This is a genomic window from Rhizobium sp. AB2/73 (assembly GCF_020871915.1).
Taxonomy (GTDB): domain Bacteria; phylum Pseudomonadota; class Alphaproteobacteria; order Rhizobiales; family Rhizobiaceae; genus Rhizobium; species Rhizobium dioscoreae.
The window spans coordinates 294,356-310,218 of record NZ_CP067074.1 but is presented as its reverse complement, the minus strand read 5'-3'; the positions used below and the strand labels follow the sequence as shown (position 1 = coordinate 310,218).

General features: G+C 55.7%; 15 protein-coding genes and 1 pseudogene. 10 read left to right on the top strand and 6 right to left on the bottom strand.

Annotated features, from left to right (window positions below):
• Positions 1-123: 123 nt before the first annotated feature.
• The 6 genes and pseudogenes from I8E17_RS32470 (at position 124) to I8E17_RS32445 (ending at position 6,782) form a co-directional block, all read left to right on the top strand.
• Positions 124-279 carry a hypothetical protein gene (locus I8E17_RS32470; RefSeq protein WP_209160461.1) on the top strand — a complete coding sequence of 52 codons (156 nt, stop codon included), beginning with the start codon at positions 124-126 and terminating at the stop codon, positions 277-279.
• Between the two features lie 458 nt (positions 280-737).
• A pseudogene (locus tag I8E17_RS32465) lies at positions 738-1,119 on the top strand (NAD(P)(+) transhydrogenase (Re/Si-specific) subunit alpha); the annotation flags it as partial.
• Between the two features lie 339 nt (positions 1,120-1,458).
• The gene (locus I8E17_RS32460; RefSeq protein WP_209160415.1) at positions 1,459-2,652 is read left to right on the top strand and encodes an efflux RND transporter periplasmic adaptor subunit; all 1,194 of its coding nucleotides are present in this window, start codon (positions 1,459-1,461) and stop codon (positions 2,650-2,652) included.
• An 11-nt stretch (positions 2,653-2,663) separates the two neighbouring features.
• Positions 2,664-5,816, top strand: coding sequence for an efflux RND transporter permease subunit (locus tag I8E17_RS32455; RefSeq protein ID WP_209160413.1), 3,153 nt, complete (start codon positions 2,664-2,666; stop codon positions 5,814-5,816).
• 106 nt (positions 5,817-5,922) lie between these two features.
• Positions 5,923-6,291, top strand: coding sequence for a hypothetical protein (locus tag I8E17_RS32450; protein ID WP_209160411.1), 369 nt, complete (start codon positions 5,923-5,925; stop codon positions 6,289-6,291).
• Between the two features lie 299 nt (positions 6,292-6,590).
• Positions 6,591-6,782 carry a hypothetical protein gene (locus tag I8E17_RS32445; protein ID WP_209160408.1) on the top strand — a complete coding sequence of 64 codons (192 nt, stop codon included), beginning with the start codon at positions 6,591-6,593 and terminating at the stop codon, positions 6,780-6,782.
• Between the two features lie 48 nt (positions 6,783-6,830).
• Here the strand turns inward: I8E17_RS32445 and soxR are convergent, their stop codons facing one another.
• Positions 6,831-7,277 (bottom strand): redox-sensitive transcriptional activator SoxR, encoded by a 447-nt coding sequence (gene soxR, locus I8E17_RS32440; RefSeq protein ID WP_209160406.1) that lies wholly within the window; start codon positions 7,275-7,277, stop codon positions 6,831-6,833.
• A 106-nt stretch (positions 7,278-7,383) separates the two neighbouring features.
• Here soxR and I8E17_RS32435 point away from each other — a divergent pair, with 106 nt between their 5' ends.
• From I8E17_RS32435 to I8E17_RS32420, 4 genes are all read left to right on the top strand, one after another.
• Positions 7,384-7,986, top strand: a complete 603-nt coding sequence (locus I8E17_RS32435; RefSeq protein WP_209160404.1) for a superoxide dismutase — start codon at positions 7,384-7,386, stop codon at positions 7,984-7,986.
• Positions 7,987-8,093: 107 nt separating this feature from the next.
• Positions 8,094-8,429, top strand: coding sequence for a ferredoxin FdxA (gene fdxA, locus I8E17_RS32430; RefSeq protein WP_209160402.1), 336 nt, complete (start codon positions 8,094-8,096; stop codon positions 8,427-8,429).
• Between the two features lie 12 nt (positions 8,430-8,441).
• The gene (locus I8E17_RS32425; RefSeq protein WP_209160400.1) at positions 8,442-9,017 is read left to right on the top strand and encodes a flavin reductase family protein; all 576 of its coding nucleotides are present in this window, start codon (positions 8,442-8,444) and stop codon (positions 9,015-9,017) included.
• A 4-nt stretch (positions 9,018-9,021) separates the two neighbouring features.
• Positions 9,022-9,375: a DoxX family protein gene (locus I8E17_RS32420; protein WP_209160398.1), complete on the top strand. Its 354-nt coding sequence runs from the start codon at positions 9,022-9,024 to the stop codon at positions 9,373-9,375.
• Positions 9,376-9,473: 98 nt separating this feature from the next.
• On the opposite strand, the gene I8E17_RS32415 is transcribed toward I8E17_RS32420, so the two are convergent.
• The 5 genes from I8E17_RS32415 to I8E17_RS32395 all read right to left on the bottom strand — a co-directional run bounded on the left by I8E17_RS32415 (position 9,474) and on the right by I8E17_RS32395 (position 15,860).
• Positions 9,474-10,454, bottom strand: a complete 981-nt coding sequence (locus I8E17_RS32415; protein WP_209160396.1) for an ABC transporter ATP-binding protein — start codon at positions 10,452-10,454, stop codon at positions 9,474-9,476.
• Positions 10,455-10,457: 3 nt separating this feature from the next.
• Complete coding sequence (locus I8E17_RS32410) at positions 10,458-11,282, bottom strand: carbohydrate ABC transporter permease (RefSeq protein ID WP_209160394.1); 825 nt, start codon at positions 11,280-11,282, stop codon at positions 10,458-10,460.
• Positions 11,279-12,142 (bottom strand): sugar ABC transporter permease, encoded by an 864-nt coding sequence (locus I8E17_RS32405; RefSeq protein ID WP_209160392.1) that lies wholly within the window; start codon positions 12,140-12,142, stop codon positions 11,279-11,281. Before I8E17_RS32405 ends, I8E17_RS32410 begins: the two co-directional genes overlap by 4 nt.
• 54 nt (positions 12,143-12,196) lie before the next feature.
• A complete protein-coding gene (locus tag I8E17_RS32400; protein WP_209160390.1) occupies positions 12,197-13,471 on the bottom strand; it encodes an extracellular solute-binding protein in 1,275 nt (424 codons plus the stop codon).
• A 67-nt stretch (positions 13,472-13,538) separates the two neighbouring features.
• Positions 13,539-15,860, bottom strand: coding sequence for an alpha-L-rhamnosidase (locus I8E17_RS32395; protein ID WP_229002318.1), 2,322 nt, complete (start codon positions 15,858-15,860; stop codon positions 13,539-13,541).
• Positions 15,861-15,863 lie beyond the last annotated feature (3 nt).

Sequence of the window (15,863 nt, the reverse complement as noted above, 5' to 3'; positions counted from 1 at the left end):
TTAGGTCAAGCTCTATCTGTTGCATTTTATAGCGGGTAAACAAAACGCTTGACCGTAAGCGGCAAGCTGAGACTGAACCGCACCGGCTTTGCCGGAGACCCCAACTCGTGAGAAGTAGGGTCTATGACAAGCAAGACGACGAACAAATTCTCCCCTGAAGTCCGCGCCCGTGCCGTGCGTATGGTGACGGAGCATGAAGCCGAACATCCCGAGATGGTAATTGATCGTAACTACGATTGCCTTTCCGCCTGCAACAAGAGCGCGGATATGAGGCAATAACTCTCAGTCTGGCTCAAGGTGCGCTTGTCGATCCCTAGGAGATTTTGAGTGTATGACCGAAATGACGCATGCATCCGATCATGCCTGATTGTCGACTTTGAAGACAGGGTGTCCGGACGGATTACACAGGCCGCCCCTTTCTCGCCGGTTGCAGTTGGCAACATGCTCATCAATCGCGCATTCCGAGTTGGCATATCTATTGCTCCCGGCGTTATCCGAACCCTCGCGGGGCAGATGAGGAGCACCAGCGCTCAAGTCGCTCACGCTCTCCGTACCGCATGACAAGATGCTTAGCGCACCTGGGCTCCCCGGCACGCTAATTATTTTGACGGCCGAGCAGAACAGGAAAGACGATACGATTGAGAATCGGGACACCTAAGGAATTATATGAGGGCGAGGCGCGCGTCGGTATGACGCCCGACCGCGCGCAAGCTTTGTAGAAACTCGGATATGATTGCATTCATGAAACCGGTGCAGGCAAGGCGGCGGGTTTTTCCGACGACGCCTTATCGCGCAGCAGGTGTGACGATCATCGACAGCGCCGATGCGCTTTACGCCGGTTCCGACATCATCGCCAAGGTTCGTCCGCCGGAAACATCGGAGATTGATCGCCTATCTGCGAACAAGACGCTGATCTCGTTTTTCTACCCAGCCCAGAACAAGGACCTTTTGGAGCAGGCGAAGGAAAACGGCGCAAATGTCATCGCCACGGACATGGTGCCGCGCATTTCCTGCGCCCAGAAGATGCACGCGCTCTCCTACATGGCCCAATATCGCACGGTCATCGAGGCGGGCAATAATTTCGGCCGGTTCTTCACCGGCCAGGTCACCGCCGCCGGCGGCTCTTGCATTTGTTGACGCCACAGGGACCCGAAGTCCGCAGTAGTAACAACTGGGTGCTTTTGTAACTAACAAGCGACGGCGCGGCAGTGCCGGTTCGCGCTGCCAGAGGGTCACATCGGGGCTGGCCAATGTGCCTTTCGGTTTCCAATCGGATATTTCTACTTTGCTGATCGGCGGACATCCCCACCTTGCCGTCATAGCTTTTCTTGCAGTTCGGATTTAATAGGTAACCCCTTGACCTAAACTATGGTTGAGGTTGTATGAACGTTTCCGGGCCATTTTTTCAGCTCCGCTGCCGTGCGTTTGCCGGCGGGTCAACTCAATCCGGATCAGATCATGTATTTTCGCTTTCGCCTATCCGTACTCCTGCTTCCCTTGTCGACATTGATGACCTCATGCGACGATTCATCATCAGGCTCGCAAGCTGCCTATCCCCCTCCCTTGGTTAAAACCGTTTCCATGCAGACGGAGGATCTACCGCTCACGAAAGAATATCCAGGTCGTCTCCTGCCGATCAGACTCGCTGAGGTCAGGGCGCGCGTCAGCGGCATTGTGCTGCAACGCACTTTCGCGGAAGGATCGGATGTCACGGCGGGGGAAACCCTTTTCCAGATTGATCCCGCAAAGTTCGAAGCGGCGGTAGATGCTGCAAAAGCGCAACTCGCCCGCGCCGAAGCATCATTCTCACTCGCGTCGCAGCAAGAAGGGAGAGCTGAAAGTCTCCTGCAAAAAAATGTTGCCAGCAAGGATCAATACGACGTTGCTGTTGCCACACGCCAACAGGCCCAGGCAGAAGTCGCTGTCGCCAAAGCGAATCTCAAAACGGCCGAGCTTGACCTCGGCTACGCGTCGGTCAGGTCTCCGATCAATGGGCGAATAGATGCAGCGATCGTAACGGCCGGCGCATTCGTACGGCAAGAAGATGGGACACATATGGCTACCGTACGTGATCTCAGCTCGGTGTACGTGGACTTCATAGCGCCGCTGACAGATCTTACAGCGGTACAGAAGCTGTCCAGTGATGGTGCGCCAGGAGAGCAGGACAACAGCGCTTTCGTTGAGCTTATCACCAACAACGGTACGACATATGGGGAGCGAGGGAGGCTATTGTTTTCTTCCGCTGTGGTCAACGAAACAACCGGACAAGTATCGCTTCGCGCCGAGTTCCGCAATCCAAATCGATCCCTTCTACCAGGTACATATGTCCGCGTGCGTATGGCGCAGGGAACCGTCCACCAAGCTCTTTTGCTGCCACAGCGCGCTGTCCAATGGGACACGCTGGGTCAGGCCAAGGTTATGATTGTCCAGGACGGCAAAGCCGTTCCGCAACCCGTTATAGCAACGCGTTCCGTTGGTAGTCGTTGGCTTGTCACGGAAGGCCTGAAGGTCGGCGATCAGGTGATCGTCGATGGAGCTGAGAAAGCTATGGCCGGGGCACCCGTCACGGCGCAACCCATTGCTGCAGCGAGCACGGCGGTAACGCCCGATGCTGACTGCGACGGCGTGTGCACTCAGCAAGCAAAACTTTAAGGGGTCGAGCTATGCCTCAATATTTCATCGAGCGCCCGGTTTTTGCATGGGTCATCGCCTTGGCAATTGCCTTGGCTGGCGTCATTGCAATTCCGTTTCTTCCGATTTCGCAGTACCCTAATGTGGCTCCGCCGACGATTGCGATCACAACCAGCTATCCCGGAGCAACGCCGCAAAATCTCTACGACAGCGTTACCAAGTTGATCGAACAGGAGATGAACGGCGCCACGGGAATGCTGTATTATGACTCCGTCAGTGATAACCAGGGTAGTGTGACAATCAACGTCACATTCCAGTCGGGTACCGATCCACAGACTGCCACGGTTGACGTTCAAAACCGCATCAGCCGCATTGAAGCCCGTCTCCCTCCATCGGTCCTACAGCAGGGTATCCGTGTTGAAGAGACAAGCAGCGCCTTTCTGCTGTTCGTCGGACTGACCTCCACAGACGGTCGTCTGGGCCCCATCGATCTCGGCGAGTTCGCCGCACGCAATGTCATCGATGAACTGCGACGTCTTCCAGGCGTCGGCAAGGCGCAGCTCTTCGCAACCGAGCGCGCCATGCGTGTCTGGATTGATACCAAAAAACTAGTCGGGCTGAACCTGACGGCCCAGGACGTATCCAACGCCATCGCCGCGCAGAATGCACAGGTCTCCTCGGGCAGCATTGGCGCCCAACCGAGCGCAAACGGGCAGGAAATCACCGCCACCGTCTCTGCGACGGGACAATTGTCCACTGTCGATGATTTTGCCGAGATCGTTTTGCGTGCGAACCAAGACGGGTCCGTTGTGCGGCTCGCCGATGTGGCAAGGCTCGAATTTGGAGGCCAGAGCTACGCGCTGTCTTCGAAAATCAACGGAAAAGACGCGGCGCAAATCGGTATCCAGCTCAACTCGACGGGGAATGCGCTCATCACTGCACAAGCCGTCAAGACACGCATGGCTGAGCTTGCGGAGACATTCCCTTCGAGCATCAGTTACGAAATACCCTACGACACGACACCTTTCGTATCCATTTCGATCGAGAAGGTGATCCACACTCTGCTCGAGGCAGTCGCACTCGTGTTCGTGATCATGTTCCTGTTTCTCCAAAACTTCAGATACACGCTCATACCGACGCTCGTGGTGCCGGTCGCGCTGCTTGGAACCTGCGCGGCACTCTACATTTTCGGCTTCTCGATTAACGTCCTGACGATGTTTGCCATGGTCCTGGCAATCGGCATCCTAGTCGACGACGCGATCGTGGTCGTCGAGAACGTAGAGCGTATCATGCATGAGGAGGGACTTCCCCCCAAAGCTGCAACGGTGAAGGCTATGAAACAGATCACCGGCGCGGTGATCGGGATCACGGTTGTGCTGATCGCAGTTTTCGTGCCAATGGCCTTCTTCCCCGGCGCGATTGGAATCATCTACAAGCAGTTCTCATTGACGATTGTTATGTCGATGGTGTTTTCGGCGTTGATGGCGCTGACCCTCACGCCAGCTCTGTGCGCAACCATATTGAAACCAATCCCGCATGGCGGGGAGCACAAGAAGAACTGGTTTTTCCGCGGCTTTGACCGGGTGATCAATAAGACCACGTCTGGATACGGATGGCTGATCGTTGGCACTGTGAAACGCAGTCTCCGCATGATGGTCATCTATCTCGCGATCTTCGCCGCACTTGGGTACACCTACGTCAGGCTGCCGACCGGCTTCCTTCCACTCGAAGACCAGGGATACGCCATCGCAGTCACCCAGCTTCCTGCGGGTGCGACGACGGAACGGACCGATGCTTTGCTTGGAAAAGTCGACGAATTCTTCGTCAATCGTTCCGGCGTTGATAAGGTGGTCACGATTCTTGGCTTCGGCTTTAACGGCAATGGCCAAAATGCCGGTATCTCCTTCGCCACTTTCAAGGACTGGTCGGAAAGAGGCCCGGCAGATTCCTCAGATGCAATTGTCGGATCCGCTCTTGGTGCACTCGCCGGGCTACCAGAAGGCTCAGTGTTTACTTTGACGCCCCCGCCAATCGCAGCGCTCGGTAATGCCAGCGGTTTCAGTTTCCGGCTTCAGGATCGCGGTAATCTCGGAAACGCTGCGTTGGTAGAGGCAGCCAACAGCCTGCTGATGAAAGCATGGCAGAGCCCAGTCTTGCAATATCCCTATATTGAGGGCCTGCCGCCAGCCGCACAAATCGTACTGGACATCGACCGGCGGAAGGCGAATGCATACGGAGTGACGTTTGATGAGATCAACGCCGTTCTCTCAACCTCGATTGGGTCGCGCTACATCGGTGACTTCCCCAACGCAGGCCGCATGCAGCGCGTCATCGTTCAGGCGGAAGCAGCCGAGCGCATGGATGTCTCAAGCCTGCTGGAACTGAACGCCCGCAATTCGCGCGGCGAAATGGTCCCCCTTGGATCGTTTGCAACAGCCCGGTGGGCTTTGGGCCCAACGCAGGTCGTTGGCTATAACGGACTTCAAGCGGTTAAGATAAGCGGAAGTGCCGGCCCGGGTTACACCAGTGGTGATGCGATGGCCGAAATGGAGCGACTCGCTGGCGAACTGCCTCCGGGCTTTGGTTTCGAATGGACGGGGCAATCCTACCAGGAAAAAGCGTCGGGTAGTGCAGCACCATTCCTGCTTGGACTGTCGCTTGTCTTCGTTTTCCTTTGCCTTGCGGCCCTCTATGAAAGTTGGTCTATCCCGATTGCCGTCATGCTTGTTGTGCCGCTAGGTGCAATAGGCGCTGTGGTGGCTGTCATGCTGCGCGGTATTCCGAACGATATTTATTTCACGGTCGGCCTCATCACGATCATTGGTCTTTCCGCGAAAAATGCCATTCTTATTATCGAGTTCGCTCGGGAATTAAGAGCTGAGGGACGCCCTCTGCTGGAGGCGACGGTTGAGGCAGCAAAGCTACGTTTTAGACCGATCGTGATGACCTCTTTCGCTTTCATTCTGGGCGTGGTGCCGCTTGCCTTTGCGACAGGCGCGAGTTCCGCCAGCCAGCGCGCAATTGGGACGGGCGTCTTGGGCGGGATGATTTCTGCGACAGTCCTCGCCGTTTTGTTGGTGCCGACATTTTTTGTCGTGGTCTCGAAGCTTGCGCGCCACAGATCGGACCCCCTAGCCGTGTCGGCGGAAGACGCATCAAATGCCGCCACGGTATCTAGTCACTAAACCCATCTTGGGCTGCGTCGTCCGCAGCCCAAGAATCTTCTTGTGCCCTTCCGCGAGAGCGGAGTCGCATAGGCCAAGCCAACGGATATTGCAGCATGCGTAGGTCATGAAAATACAAATTCCTGAAAATTCGGAACTGAAGATTCTAAGACTAGGACAGGGATCACGTTACGTCGTCGCGCTTCAAACAAAGGACGAAGTGATTGCCAAGCCGTTCTGGACGGAAGCTCAGGCACTTACGTCCGAAAACGTCCCAATCTCCGAATGGGTCAAGGTCACAACGGAAGTGTTTGCTGCGATTCACGTGGATGACACGCCGCCTGATGTCCAGTTGTTCGCGAAGTCAACGCGACGCGGTCGCGTCCACGGCGTTGTTGTCTGGTCGAGGTCGGGGATTCACCCAAAGATTCTCCCCAACTTGGCAGAGGCAGTAGCGGTGACGCGGGCGTCATGCCGGAAACCCACTTTAGGATGAGGGCCACGTCGTCCGGCTTTAGCCGGCGTGCGGACAAATCGACAGGATCGAAGATGTCATTAGATATTTACGGAAAGGTTTCGATCACCTGTATTTCAGGAACGATAGAAACCGCGTTCCCGAGGAGTAAGGGTGAAGATTTGGCAAAAAATGCAGTTTCACTTCAGCGGAAGTTTACTTCCTAAACTGCAACTCGCGATCTGGTGACGCTACAGGTTTTCAGTTTCTTGGCTGACACAGCCTCCTCGTCTGACGGAACAACTCACGCTTCGAACTCAATGGTCAGAAATGGAATCATAATGATGGCACTGACCATCTTTCTCGGCCGCGCGGATTGTTTTGGAGAGATACTAAAGGCGCTTTTATCAGGTTCCGATTTAGCGACCGTTCTTCGCGGCGACTATGCTTCGGTGGTGATCGAAAGGACAGATTTTCGGAAAGAAATATCATTCAAACTGAGTGAGCAGACAACAGAAAGTAGGTTACAGTAATTTTGCGTAGCAGTGCCGGAGATCAAGCCAATTGGGCAGTGATCCCGATCAATCTTCGTGCTGCAGAAGAACGGCCCCTGTCGCACCCTGACCAAGTTCGTCCCTTGGATTCCTGAGAGGACATTCGCGCAGGGAAAGACACCCGCAACCGATACATCCGGCCATCTCGTCACGGAGTTGCGTCAGGGCTCTGATGCGTTCTTCCAGACTTTTATTCCAACTTGATGCAAGTTTGCGCCAGTCGTCAGCATTCGGCGTTCGCTCGGCAGGCAGTGCGGAAAGGGCACTCTTAATCTCTGCGAGCGAGATCCCTGCCCGTTGCGCGATACGTATTATTGCCACGCGACGCAGGAGGCTTCTTGAGTAGCGCCGCTGGTTACCGCTGCTCCTGCGGGGACTGATCAAGCCTTTCGTTTCATAAAAGTGCAGCGTCGACACTGCGACGCCAGCTCTCTTGGCAAGCTCTCCCACCGACAATTCATTTTCCAGACGCATAGAGATAAAAATCCTTGACCAAAACTATACTTGAGGTTTTATAACGGTAGTCACCTTGTTTTTCAAGGACTTTTTAGTCGAAACAACCGTGACAAAGGAATGCCCAATGGCACTCGAACTGCCTCATCTCGCTTACTCGTATGATGCCCTCGCCGACCTGGGAATGTCCGAAGAGACACTACGAATCCACCATAGCCTCCATCACAAAGCGTATGTCGACAACGGCAACAAGGCCCTCGCAGGGACAGAGTGGGAGGCCCTGAGCATCGAGGATATCGTCGTTGGTACCTACAACAGCGGCGCTGTTGCACAATCCCCGATTTTCAACAATGTTTCCCAGCATTGGAACCATACTCTTTTCTGGGACATTATTGGGCCTGGCAGAAAGACGATGCCTCCCGAGCTTGCCAAGGCTTTTGCTGAAGCATTCGATTCCCCAGATTCTTTCCGCGATGAATTTATTGCGAGCGGCGTCTCGCAATTCGGCTCGGGCTGGGTGTGGCTCATCCAGGATAAGGATAGCGGCACCTTACGGATCGTAAAGACGGAAAACGGCGTAAATCCGCTGTGCTTCGGTCACAAGATTCTGCTTGGTTGCGATGTCTGGGAACACAGTTACTACATCGATTTCAGAAACAGACGTCCTGCGTACCTTGAGAACTTTCTGGACAAACTCGTGAATTGGGAAGCTGTTGCCGCACGCCTGTAAGTCGCCGGCTTTTTCCCTTGCTGGTTGCCCCACATTCCCTGCGGCAACTAGCGGAGCAGTCGGGGGTTCCCACCGCACCCGGCTGGTCCATAGCCTTGGAGAATATGATGACTTATGTCGTGACCGAGAACTGCATCGCATGCAAGTACATGGATTGTGTGGAGGTTTGTCCGGTAGAGTGTTTCTACGAAGGCGAGAATATGCTGGTCATTCATCCAGACCAATGCATCGACTGTGGCATCTGTGAGCCTGAGTGTCCCGCCGCCGCCATTGTGCCTGATATTAAGCCAGGACTTCACCAATGGCTTGATCTCAATCGCTACTACGCGGGAATTTGGCCGCGGATTCATCATAAGCGAACCCCGCCTGCCAACGCCGATCTCATGAACGGCGCCGCCGCTAAATTATCGATATTTTCCAAACTCCCAGGAGGGGGCGACTAACGCCGATCGATCATGCAAAACAACATCATCGAAATAGCAGCCATGACTGCACACACTCACCTACCTCTTTCAACAAGCACTTCCCCGGCGATTTCGGCAAAAGAGTTCAAAGACTCGATGGCGAGCCTCGCGTTTTCTCTGTCCATCGTGGCTACCCGACATGGTGACGAACAGTTGGGGCGGACCGTAACCTCTTTCATGCCGTTGAGCGCGGATCCTCCGCACTTTATGATATCCATTGACGTAAGGAGCAGGATCATTGACCTTATCGGGGCAAGCAAAAGATTCTCTGTCTCGTTTCTTTCCGCTGGACAAGAATCCATTGCTGACGCTTTCGCCGCGAAGGGGAACCATGACAATCGCTTCGCTATCGATCATTGGGATGTCTGGCCCTCGAGTAACCCGAGACTTGTAAACTCAAGCATTGCTTTCGATTGCGAACTCGTAGGGTCGATTGATGTGGGAGACCATATGCTGTTTGTTGGAGCTATTGTCGAGACTACGTCAGCCCCTGATTTGCCCCTCCTTTGGCTGCAGCGAGACTATTGCCTGCCCTCCCCGCAAACCGCAAACAATGATCAAGGCTAGAATCATGGGGAATTCAAAGCTGTTATTATTTCGAAATTTCGGTTCTTGGGCCCTTGCCTTGTTTTTCATTGTCGGCGGGTCTATAAATTTTTTAGCAACTGATCAGATACGTTCTGATTATGTACACTGGGGATATCCAATCTGGTTCCACTATGTAACTGCTATATTGGAGTTTTGCGTGGCATTTCTCCTCGCGCGCAGGGAAACCCGGTTGCTCGGGTCGGTGTTGGGTGCTTTCGTTATGTTTGCTGCCGCCGCTACCGTTTTGCGAAGTGGTGACCCCATTCATGCCTTGCTTCCTCTGATCGTGCTTTCGTTGGTAGCTGTAAATGCTTGGTTTAACCTGCGGGAAAGTTAGTGGGTCGTGGACAGCGACTCGCGGTATGCCTGCTTTAAGCCATCCTTCGCTTTCAACAGGAGCGCACGTTAGGGACATCCTTCCAGACTGAGACAGCCTTACTTGAAGCGATGTTCCTTTCCCTGGACAGGTGAAGCATAGACCGTTTCACCCATTGAAATCTGACTGTCCCCGTCCGTGCGGACGATCAGAGACCGAAGCTGTAATATATCCAGATGCACAACGGTATCCGAACCCAACCTCTCGATGTGGCGCACCGTGCCGTGCCATTTTCCCTCGTTTGAAGACAGGGTGATATGCTCGGGCCGGATGCCATAGGTCTCGCAGCCCTCTTTCGCCGCGACCGCGCCTTCAAACAGGTTCATCTTGGGAGAGCCGATGAACCCTGCGACAAAGGCCGTAGCCGGATTGTTGTAAAGCCCGAGCGGCGTCCCGATCTGCTCGATGCGTCCGCCATTGAGAACGACGATCTTGTCGGCCATGGTCATGGCCTCGACCTGATCATGCGTGACATAGATCATCGTCGTTCCCAATTTTGCGTGGAGGTCGGTCAGTTCCACGCGCATCTGGGAGCGAAGCGAGGCATCGAGGTTGGAGAGCGGCTCATCGAACAGGAAAACCTTGGGATTGCGAATAATGGCGCGACCAATCGCGACGCGCTGCCGCTGCCCGCCCGAGAGTGCTTTTGGTTTCCGGTCCAGAAGATGCGTAAGTTGCAGCGTTTCGGCGGTTTTTCTCACTTTTTCCGTAATTTCCGTCTTCGGACGGCCCGCCAGTGACAGGCCAAAACCGATATTCTCGGAAACCGTCAAATGGGGGTAGAGCGCATAGGACTGGAACACCATGGCAATGCCGCGTCTGGAGGGTTCGGCCTCCGTCACGTCCTCTCCGCCGATGGATATCCTTCCCGAACTGGTGGTTTCCAGACCGGCAATCATGCGCAGCAGGGTGGATTTGCCACAGCCGGAGGGACCGACGAAGACACAGAACTCACCCGCTTCGACGGTCAGTTCGACATCTTTCATCACTTCCAGACTGCCGAAACTTTTGGAGAGTTTTTCAAGAACGACGCTTGCCATGAACTAGCCTTTCACCGCGCCAGCGGTCATGCCTGCTACGATTTGCCGGTTGAAGAAAATGAAGACGATCAGGGGCGGAATAGTGACGAGCAGAATGTTCATGAACAGCAGGTTGAACTGCGTCTGGAACTGCCCCTGAAAATTATAGAGCGTCAGCTGCACGGTCACATTTTCGCGGCCCGGAAGATAATAGAGCGGATTGGTAAAATCATTGAAGATGGTGATGGACTGCACGACGATGACGGTGACCGTGACCGGCTTCAGCAAGGGAAGGATCACGCGGAAGAATATCTGCCACGGCTTTGCCCCGTCTATGATCGCGGCCTCATCCAGATCCCTCGGTATTGTCGCAATGAAGCTGCGAAACAGCAGAATGGTGAAGGCGAGACCGTAAGCGATCTGGATCAGTATCATCCCGGAAATCGTCTTGAACAAACCGACCGATTGCAGGACCCATATGGTGGGAACGACGGCGGGCGGTATCATCAGGCCCGTCAGCGTCAGCGCATATATCAGCTTGTTCCAGCGGGAATCCCGCCGTTGCAGGATGTATCCCACCATCGCCCCGAACAGGACGAGGAAGACCACCGAGACGACCGTTATCAGGATCGAATTGAAATAGGCCAACATCAGCATGTAGTTGCGGGCCTGAATGACGTCCATGAAGTTTTCCCACAGCCGCCATTCTCCCGGCAGGGTAAATGTTAGTTCCGCCGCATCCTGACGCGTCTTCGCGGCGGTCAGAAATATGAAGAGGAAGGGGAGGATGAAAATGACGAAGCATAAGCCAAGCGCCACAACGCCCGTACAAAGCTGACGTCTGCTCATAGGTCCACCTCCTTGCGATTGAACCATGCCGTCATGGGCAGCACGATGAGGGCGATGAGGAGGAAGAGGATGACGTTACCGGCGGTCGACAGGCCGTAGAACCCTGCCTGATATTGCTTGTAGATAACGCTGGCCAGAACGTCGGATGAAAAGCCGGGGCCTCCCCGCGTCATTGCCCATATCAGGTCGAAGCTACGCAGGCCGCCGATCAGCGAAAGGGTGACGACGGTAACGGTTGCTGGCCGCACGAGCGGCACCGTGACCCGAAAGAACATTTGCCTGCGGGTTGCCCCGTCTATCTTCGCCGCCTCGTAATATTCCTGCCCGATGGAAGCGAGCCCGGCGATGAAGATGACGGTGGCGAGCCCGATGCCCTTCCACAGATCAACGAGGATGACGGAATAGAGAGCCCAGCCGGGATCGGTCAGCCAGCCCGGACCATCGATGCCGATAGCGGCAAGCGCCACATTGATGGTGCCGCGCGTGGGATGCATCAGAACCGAGAAGGTTATTCCAACGCCGATCGTGGAAACGAGCACCGGGAAGAATACGGCTGTCCGAAGAAAGCCTTGCGCCCAAATTCCGGACGTCAGCAGGACGGCTAGCAGCAACCCCAATATCGTCTTTGCCGCCGAAGTCAGCAGGGCATAGATGACGGTGTTGACGAGGCCCTGAATGAGAAAGGGCTCACGGAAGAACTGCTCGTAATTTTCAAGACCGATAAAATCGGCGTTGAACAGATCCCAGCGCGTGAGGCTGAACCAGAAAGAAGCTGCCGTCGGCACCAGAAACAGTACGGTGAATATGACCGCGGCCGGCAGGACGAACCAATAGGGATAAGGTGATGAACGTCTGATCATGGATGCTCCGAATGTCCCCCATTCGTCATTGCGAACGGGGGACCGGCTGGGAGGTTACCAATTCGGCAAGCCGAGTTGCTTTGCCTGTTTCTGCACATCCTGGTCGTAGAGCGCCGCCGCCTCCTTTGCGGGGCGTATGCCCGTTCCGACCTCGACGGTGATCTGCTCCAGGGCTGGCCCCTTCACGGGAGACAGAAACTCCAGCGCGGGGGTGGCGCGGCCCTCTGTCTGGAAGTAAGGCAGCATATCCGCAACGGCTGGCGGGATGTCTGCGGGAAGCTGGCAATCCTTGATGAGATAAGGACCGGACGGAACGACCTTCGCCATGATCTTGCACGCTTCCTTCGTCCCCATCCAGTCGACGAACTTCTTCGCTTCTTCCGCATGGTCCGACTTGGACGAAATATAGAGCGCGGCTGGCATCCACACCGTCAGGCCGTTCTTGGATGCATCAATGCCGGGCTGGCCGAAGAAACCGAGATTGTTTAGGAGGTCCGGGTAATTCTCGCGGACGCTTCCCAGACCGGATGTGATGGTCGGGTAGTGAGCCGCCTCCCCGGCAGCCACCATATGCATTCCCTCTTCATAGGTCGCCGCACCGAAATCGGCATTGAATATTCCGGCTTTCGCGACCTCTTCCAGATGCTCGAAACCGCGAAGAGCAGCGGGCGTCGTCGCATATTTCGCCTTGTTTGCCGTATAATCGGCGGCGAAATTCGGCACCTCCGCCTGCACATTGTGGAAGTCACCAAGGATCATGAGCTGCGAGGTCCATGTGGTGCCATAGGTCTGGGCGAGAGCGACCTTTCCGGCAGCCTTGATCTTTTCGTTATTGGCCATGAACTCGGCCCAGGTTTTGGGCGGGGTCAAACCCAGTTCCGCATAGATGGGGCGGCTGTAGAATATACCGCCAGCCATGGCAGGACCGAACGGAATACCACGGAGTTTGCCGCCCCCGTCCTTGACCACCGATTTGAAGCTGTCCAGCACATTGGCCTGAGACGGCAAATCGGTGACGTCCGCCATCGTCTGTTCCGGCTTCAGCGCCTGAAAAAGCGATCCCGTATTATATTGAAAGATGTCCGCCATTTCGCCGGTGGCAAGGCGTGTCTTGACGATGTTGTCACCTTCGGAACCGCCGGGGCGCAGTTCAACATCAAAGGTAACGTCGGGATGCTTTTCCATATAGGCCTCGGAGGCCGCCTCGAAAGCCGAGATGGATTCGACATTGTTGTCGATGAGAACGCTGAGCGTCACCTCTGAATGGGCAACGCCCGAAGCAAGCGCCAGGGTCGCTGCTGCAAGAATGCTGCACTTCATCATTCGCATGGTCGTTTCCTCCTTTGACCGGAATGAGTTAGGCTATTTGCCCGCGGCATTGCCGCAGGCATATTCTTCAGATCTGAAATGTAACGTTGTGCGTCCCGGCCTCCAGCCGAACCTGCTGGCTCTCTGCAATGGAAGCACCTCCCACCTGCAGATTCCTCCGGCCAGCCTTTGCCGACAGTTGCGCCGTCACACCCTTTGGCACAACAAGGGTGCATGAAACGTGGTCCCCTTCAATGCTCCATCCAGCCTCGATACGTCCGAAATGCGTATCGTGCCATGCCGAGACCGGCGAAAGAGCGGGCAGGATGGATGGGTCGAAGTCGATTTCCTCGAAACCCGGCTTGTCCTGCACGGGCTTGATACCCGCGACATCCTCGAACAACCACTGGCAAACCGCGCCATAGGCATAGTGGTTATAGCTGTTCATCAGCGGATCATAGATGGTGCCGTCCTCGGCAATCGCGTCCCAGCGCTCCCAAATGGACGTCGCTCCACGCTCCACCTGATAAAGCCAGCCCGGCACCTTCCTGTTCAGGAACATCTTCTCCGCAAGATCAAGCATGCCGAGCCGCGTCAGCGCGGGCAGCAAGGCCGGAGTGCCGATGAAGCCGGTTCCGATCACGCCGTCCGTTTCTTCCGCCACGCGGCGGAAATAAGCTTGGCCTGCCTCTTCATATTCTTCCGGCACAAGACCGTAGAGATAGGCCAGCGCCCAGGATGTTTGATCATTATGGGCAATGCGCCCGGACGGCGAGAAGAACTCGTGCTTGAAAGCAGCTTTTATCTGTTGCGCCTTCGCGGCAAGCCGGTCCGCCTCTTGCGAACGGCCGAGAACAGCGGCGATCCGCGCCGTCAGATCCGTCGAGATGAAATGATAGATCGTTGCGGCGCAATCATCTGCAATTGTCGGGCGCGGCTTTCTGTTGTCGCCCACAGGCTGCAACCAGTCACCGAAGGTAAAGCCATAAGCTCCCCATGCGGCAGGCGGACTGATCAGCGGGCCATCGGAAATGCCCCAAAGATAATCCAGCCATTTCAGCATGGCCGGAAAACACTCCTCAAGAGCGGACTTGTCTCCGTAATGCAGGTAAAGCTGCCAGGGAATGATAACGATGGCATCGCCCCAACCCGTGGACCCGGCCCAGTCACCGCGATCCTTGGTCGGGTGCATGCGGGTGGGGTCTGGCGAGAAGTGCGGCACTGCGCCGTTTTCACGTTGATCATGCATCACATCGCGCAGATATTTCTTCAGAAAGCTATGGCTGTCGGCCAGCCAGCAGGCGGTTCCGGCAAACACCTGCGCATCACCCGTCCAGCCCAGACGCTCGTCACGCTGCGGGCAATCCGTGGGTATCTCGATGAAGTTCGAGCGCTGCGACCAGATGGTGTTTTCAACCAGACGATTGACGGCCTCGACACCGGAGGTGAAGCCACCAGCCACGACCGGCACCGAGGAAATCGGCACCATCTCTATGTCGAGCAACTCTGCATTTCCGGTGATCGTCACCCGCGCATAGCGAAAACCCATAAAGGTGAAGAGCGGCGCATAGGTTTCCTCACCGTTGCCAGAGAGCGTATAGACAAGTTCGGCACGCGCGCTTCGGTAATTCCGGTTATCGAAATGACGATCATTGCCGACGATTTCCGAATGCTCGACACGGATCGTCGCACCTGCCTCACCCTTGACCTTAAAGCGGATATAAGCGCCCGCATTCTGGCCGAAGTCGAAGACGTGGCGACCGTCCGCCTCCGTCCACCGATCAACAGGCGCGATCGGCGACAATTCTTTTACAGCACCGGTTTCATGCGGCACCAGCAAATTCTTGTCGAAGGCGAGCGGCTCGACACCGTGATCGGACTGAAGGGCGATGCGGTTGTCGTAATCCTCGCCATAATAGATGCCGTTCTTGACGGCGGGCGTGAGGCCGCTCTTCCAGCTCTGATCGGTTTTCAGCGTCGGCAAACCGTCCGTTACCAGCTCGGCTATGGCTGCGATGCGTGAGCCCCAGCAATCGACAATCGGGTCTGTGGCCCACATCAACTGGCTGCGATACCAGCCATTGCCCAGCCAGATTTCGATGTGGTTTTGACCCTGCAAGAGATACTGCGCAACATCGTAGCTCTGGAACGCGATGCGGTCGTCATAGCAGGTCCAGCCCGGCGTCAGCAGATCGTCACCCACCCGATGGCCGTTGATGAAGGCTCGGTAGAGGCCAAGGGCGGAGATATGCAGCACCGCGCTGGACGGCACCTTCGCCAGATCGAATTGCTTCGACACGAATGAACCGGGGCCATCCCTCCCGCTGTCGCAGAGCGGCGCAACCATTGCGGCGGTGAACTGAAATGCGTGACCGGCAACGACGCCAGTCTGCCCTGAGACTACGTTCATTCA

What these genes read in the sequence shown, in the direction of transcription:
- I8E17_RS32470 (WP_209160461.1), top strand. Translation starts at nt 124, where the DNA reads ATGACAAGCAAGACGACGAACAAATTCTCCCCTGAAGTCCGCGCCCGT.
- I8E17_RS32460 (WP_209160415.1), top strand. Translation starts at nt 1,459, where the DNA reads ATGTATTTTCGCTTTCGCCTATCCGTACTCCTGCTTCCCTTGTCGACA.
- I8E17_RS32455 (WP_209160413.1), top strand. Translation starts at nt 2,664, where the DNA reads ATGCCTCAATATTTCATCGAGCGCCCGGTTTTTGCATGGGTCATCGCC.
- I8E17_RS32450 (WP_209160411.1), top strand. Translation starts at nt 5,923, where the DNA reads ATGAAAATACAAATTCCTGAAAATTCGGAACTGAAGATTCTAAGACTA.
- I8E17_RS32445 (WP_209160408.1), top strand. Translation starts at nt 6,591, where the DNA reads ATGATGGCACTGACCATCTTTCTCGGCCGCGCGGATTGTTTTGGAGAG.
- soxR (WP_209160406.1), bottom strand. Translation starts at nt 7,277, where the DNA reads ATGCGTCTGGAAAATGAATTGTCGGTGGGAGAGCTTGCCAAGAGAGCT.
- I8E17_RS32435 (WP_209160404.1), top strand. Translation starts at nt 7,384, where the DNA reads ATGGCACTCGAACTGCCTCATCTCGCTTACTCGTATGATGCCCTCGCC.
- fdxA (WP_209160402.1), top strand. Translation starts at nt 8,094, where the DNA reads ATGACTTATGTCGTGACCGAGAACTGCATCGCATGCAAGTACATGGAT.
- I8E17_RS32425 (WP_209160400.1), top strand. Translation starts at nt 8,442, where the DNA reads ATGCAAAACAACATCATCGAAATAGCAGCCATGACTGCACACACTCAC.
- I8E17_RS32420 (WP_209160398.1), top strand. Translation starts at nt 9,022, where the DNA reads ATGGGGAATTCAAAGCTGTTATTATTTCGAAATTTCGGTTCTTGGGCC.
- I8E17_RS32415 (WP_209160396.1), bottom strand. Translation starts at nt 10,454, where the DNA reads ATGGCAAGCGTCGTTCTTGAAAAACTCTCCAAAAGTTTCGGCAGTCTG.
- I8E17_RS32410 (WP_209160394.1), bottom strand. Translation starts at nt 11,282, where the DNA reads ATGAGCAGACGTCAGCTTTGTACGGGCGTTGTGGCGCTTGGCTTATGC.
- I8E17_RS32405 (WP_209160392.1), bottom strand. Translation starts at nt 12,142, where the DNA reads ATGATCAGACGTTCATCACCTTATCCCTATTGGTTCGTCCTGCCGGCC.
- I8E17_RS32400 (WP_209160390.1), bottom strand. Translation starts at nt 13,471, where the DNA reads ATGCGAATGATGAAGTGCAGCATTCTTGCAGCAGCGACCCTGGCGCTT.
- I8E17_RS32395 (WP_229002318.1), bottom strand. Translation starts at nt 15,860, where the DNA reads ATGAACGTAGTCTCAGGGCAGACTGGCGTCGTTGCCGGTCACGCATTT.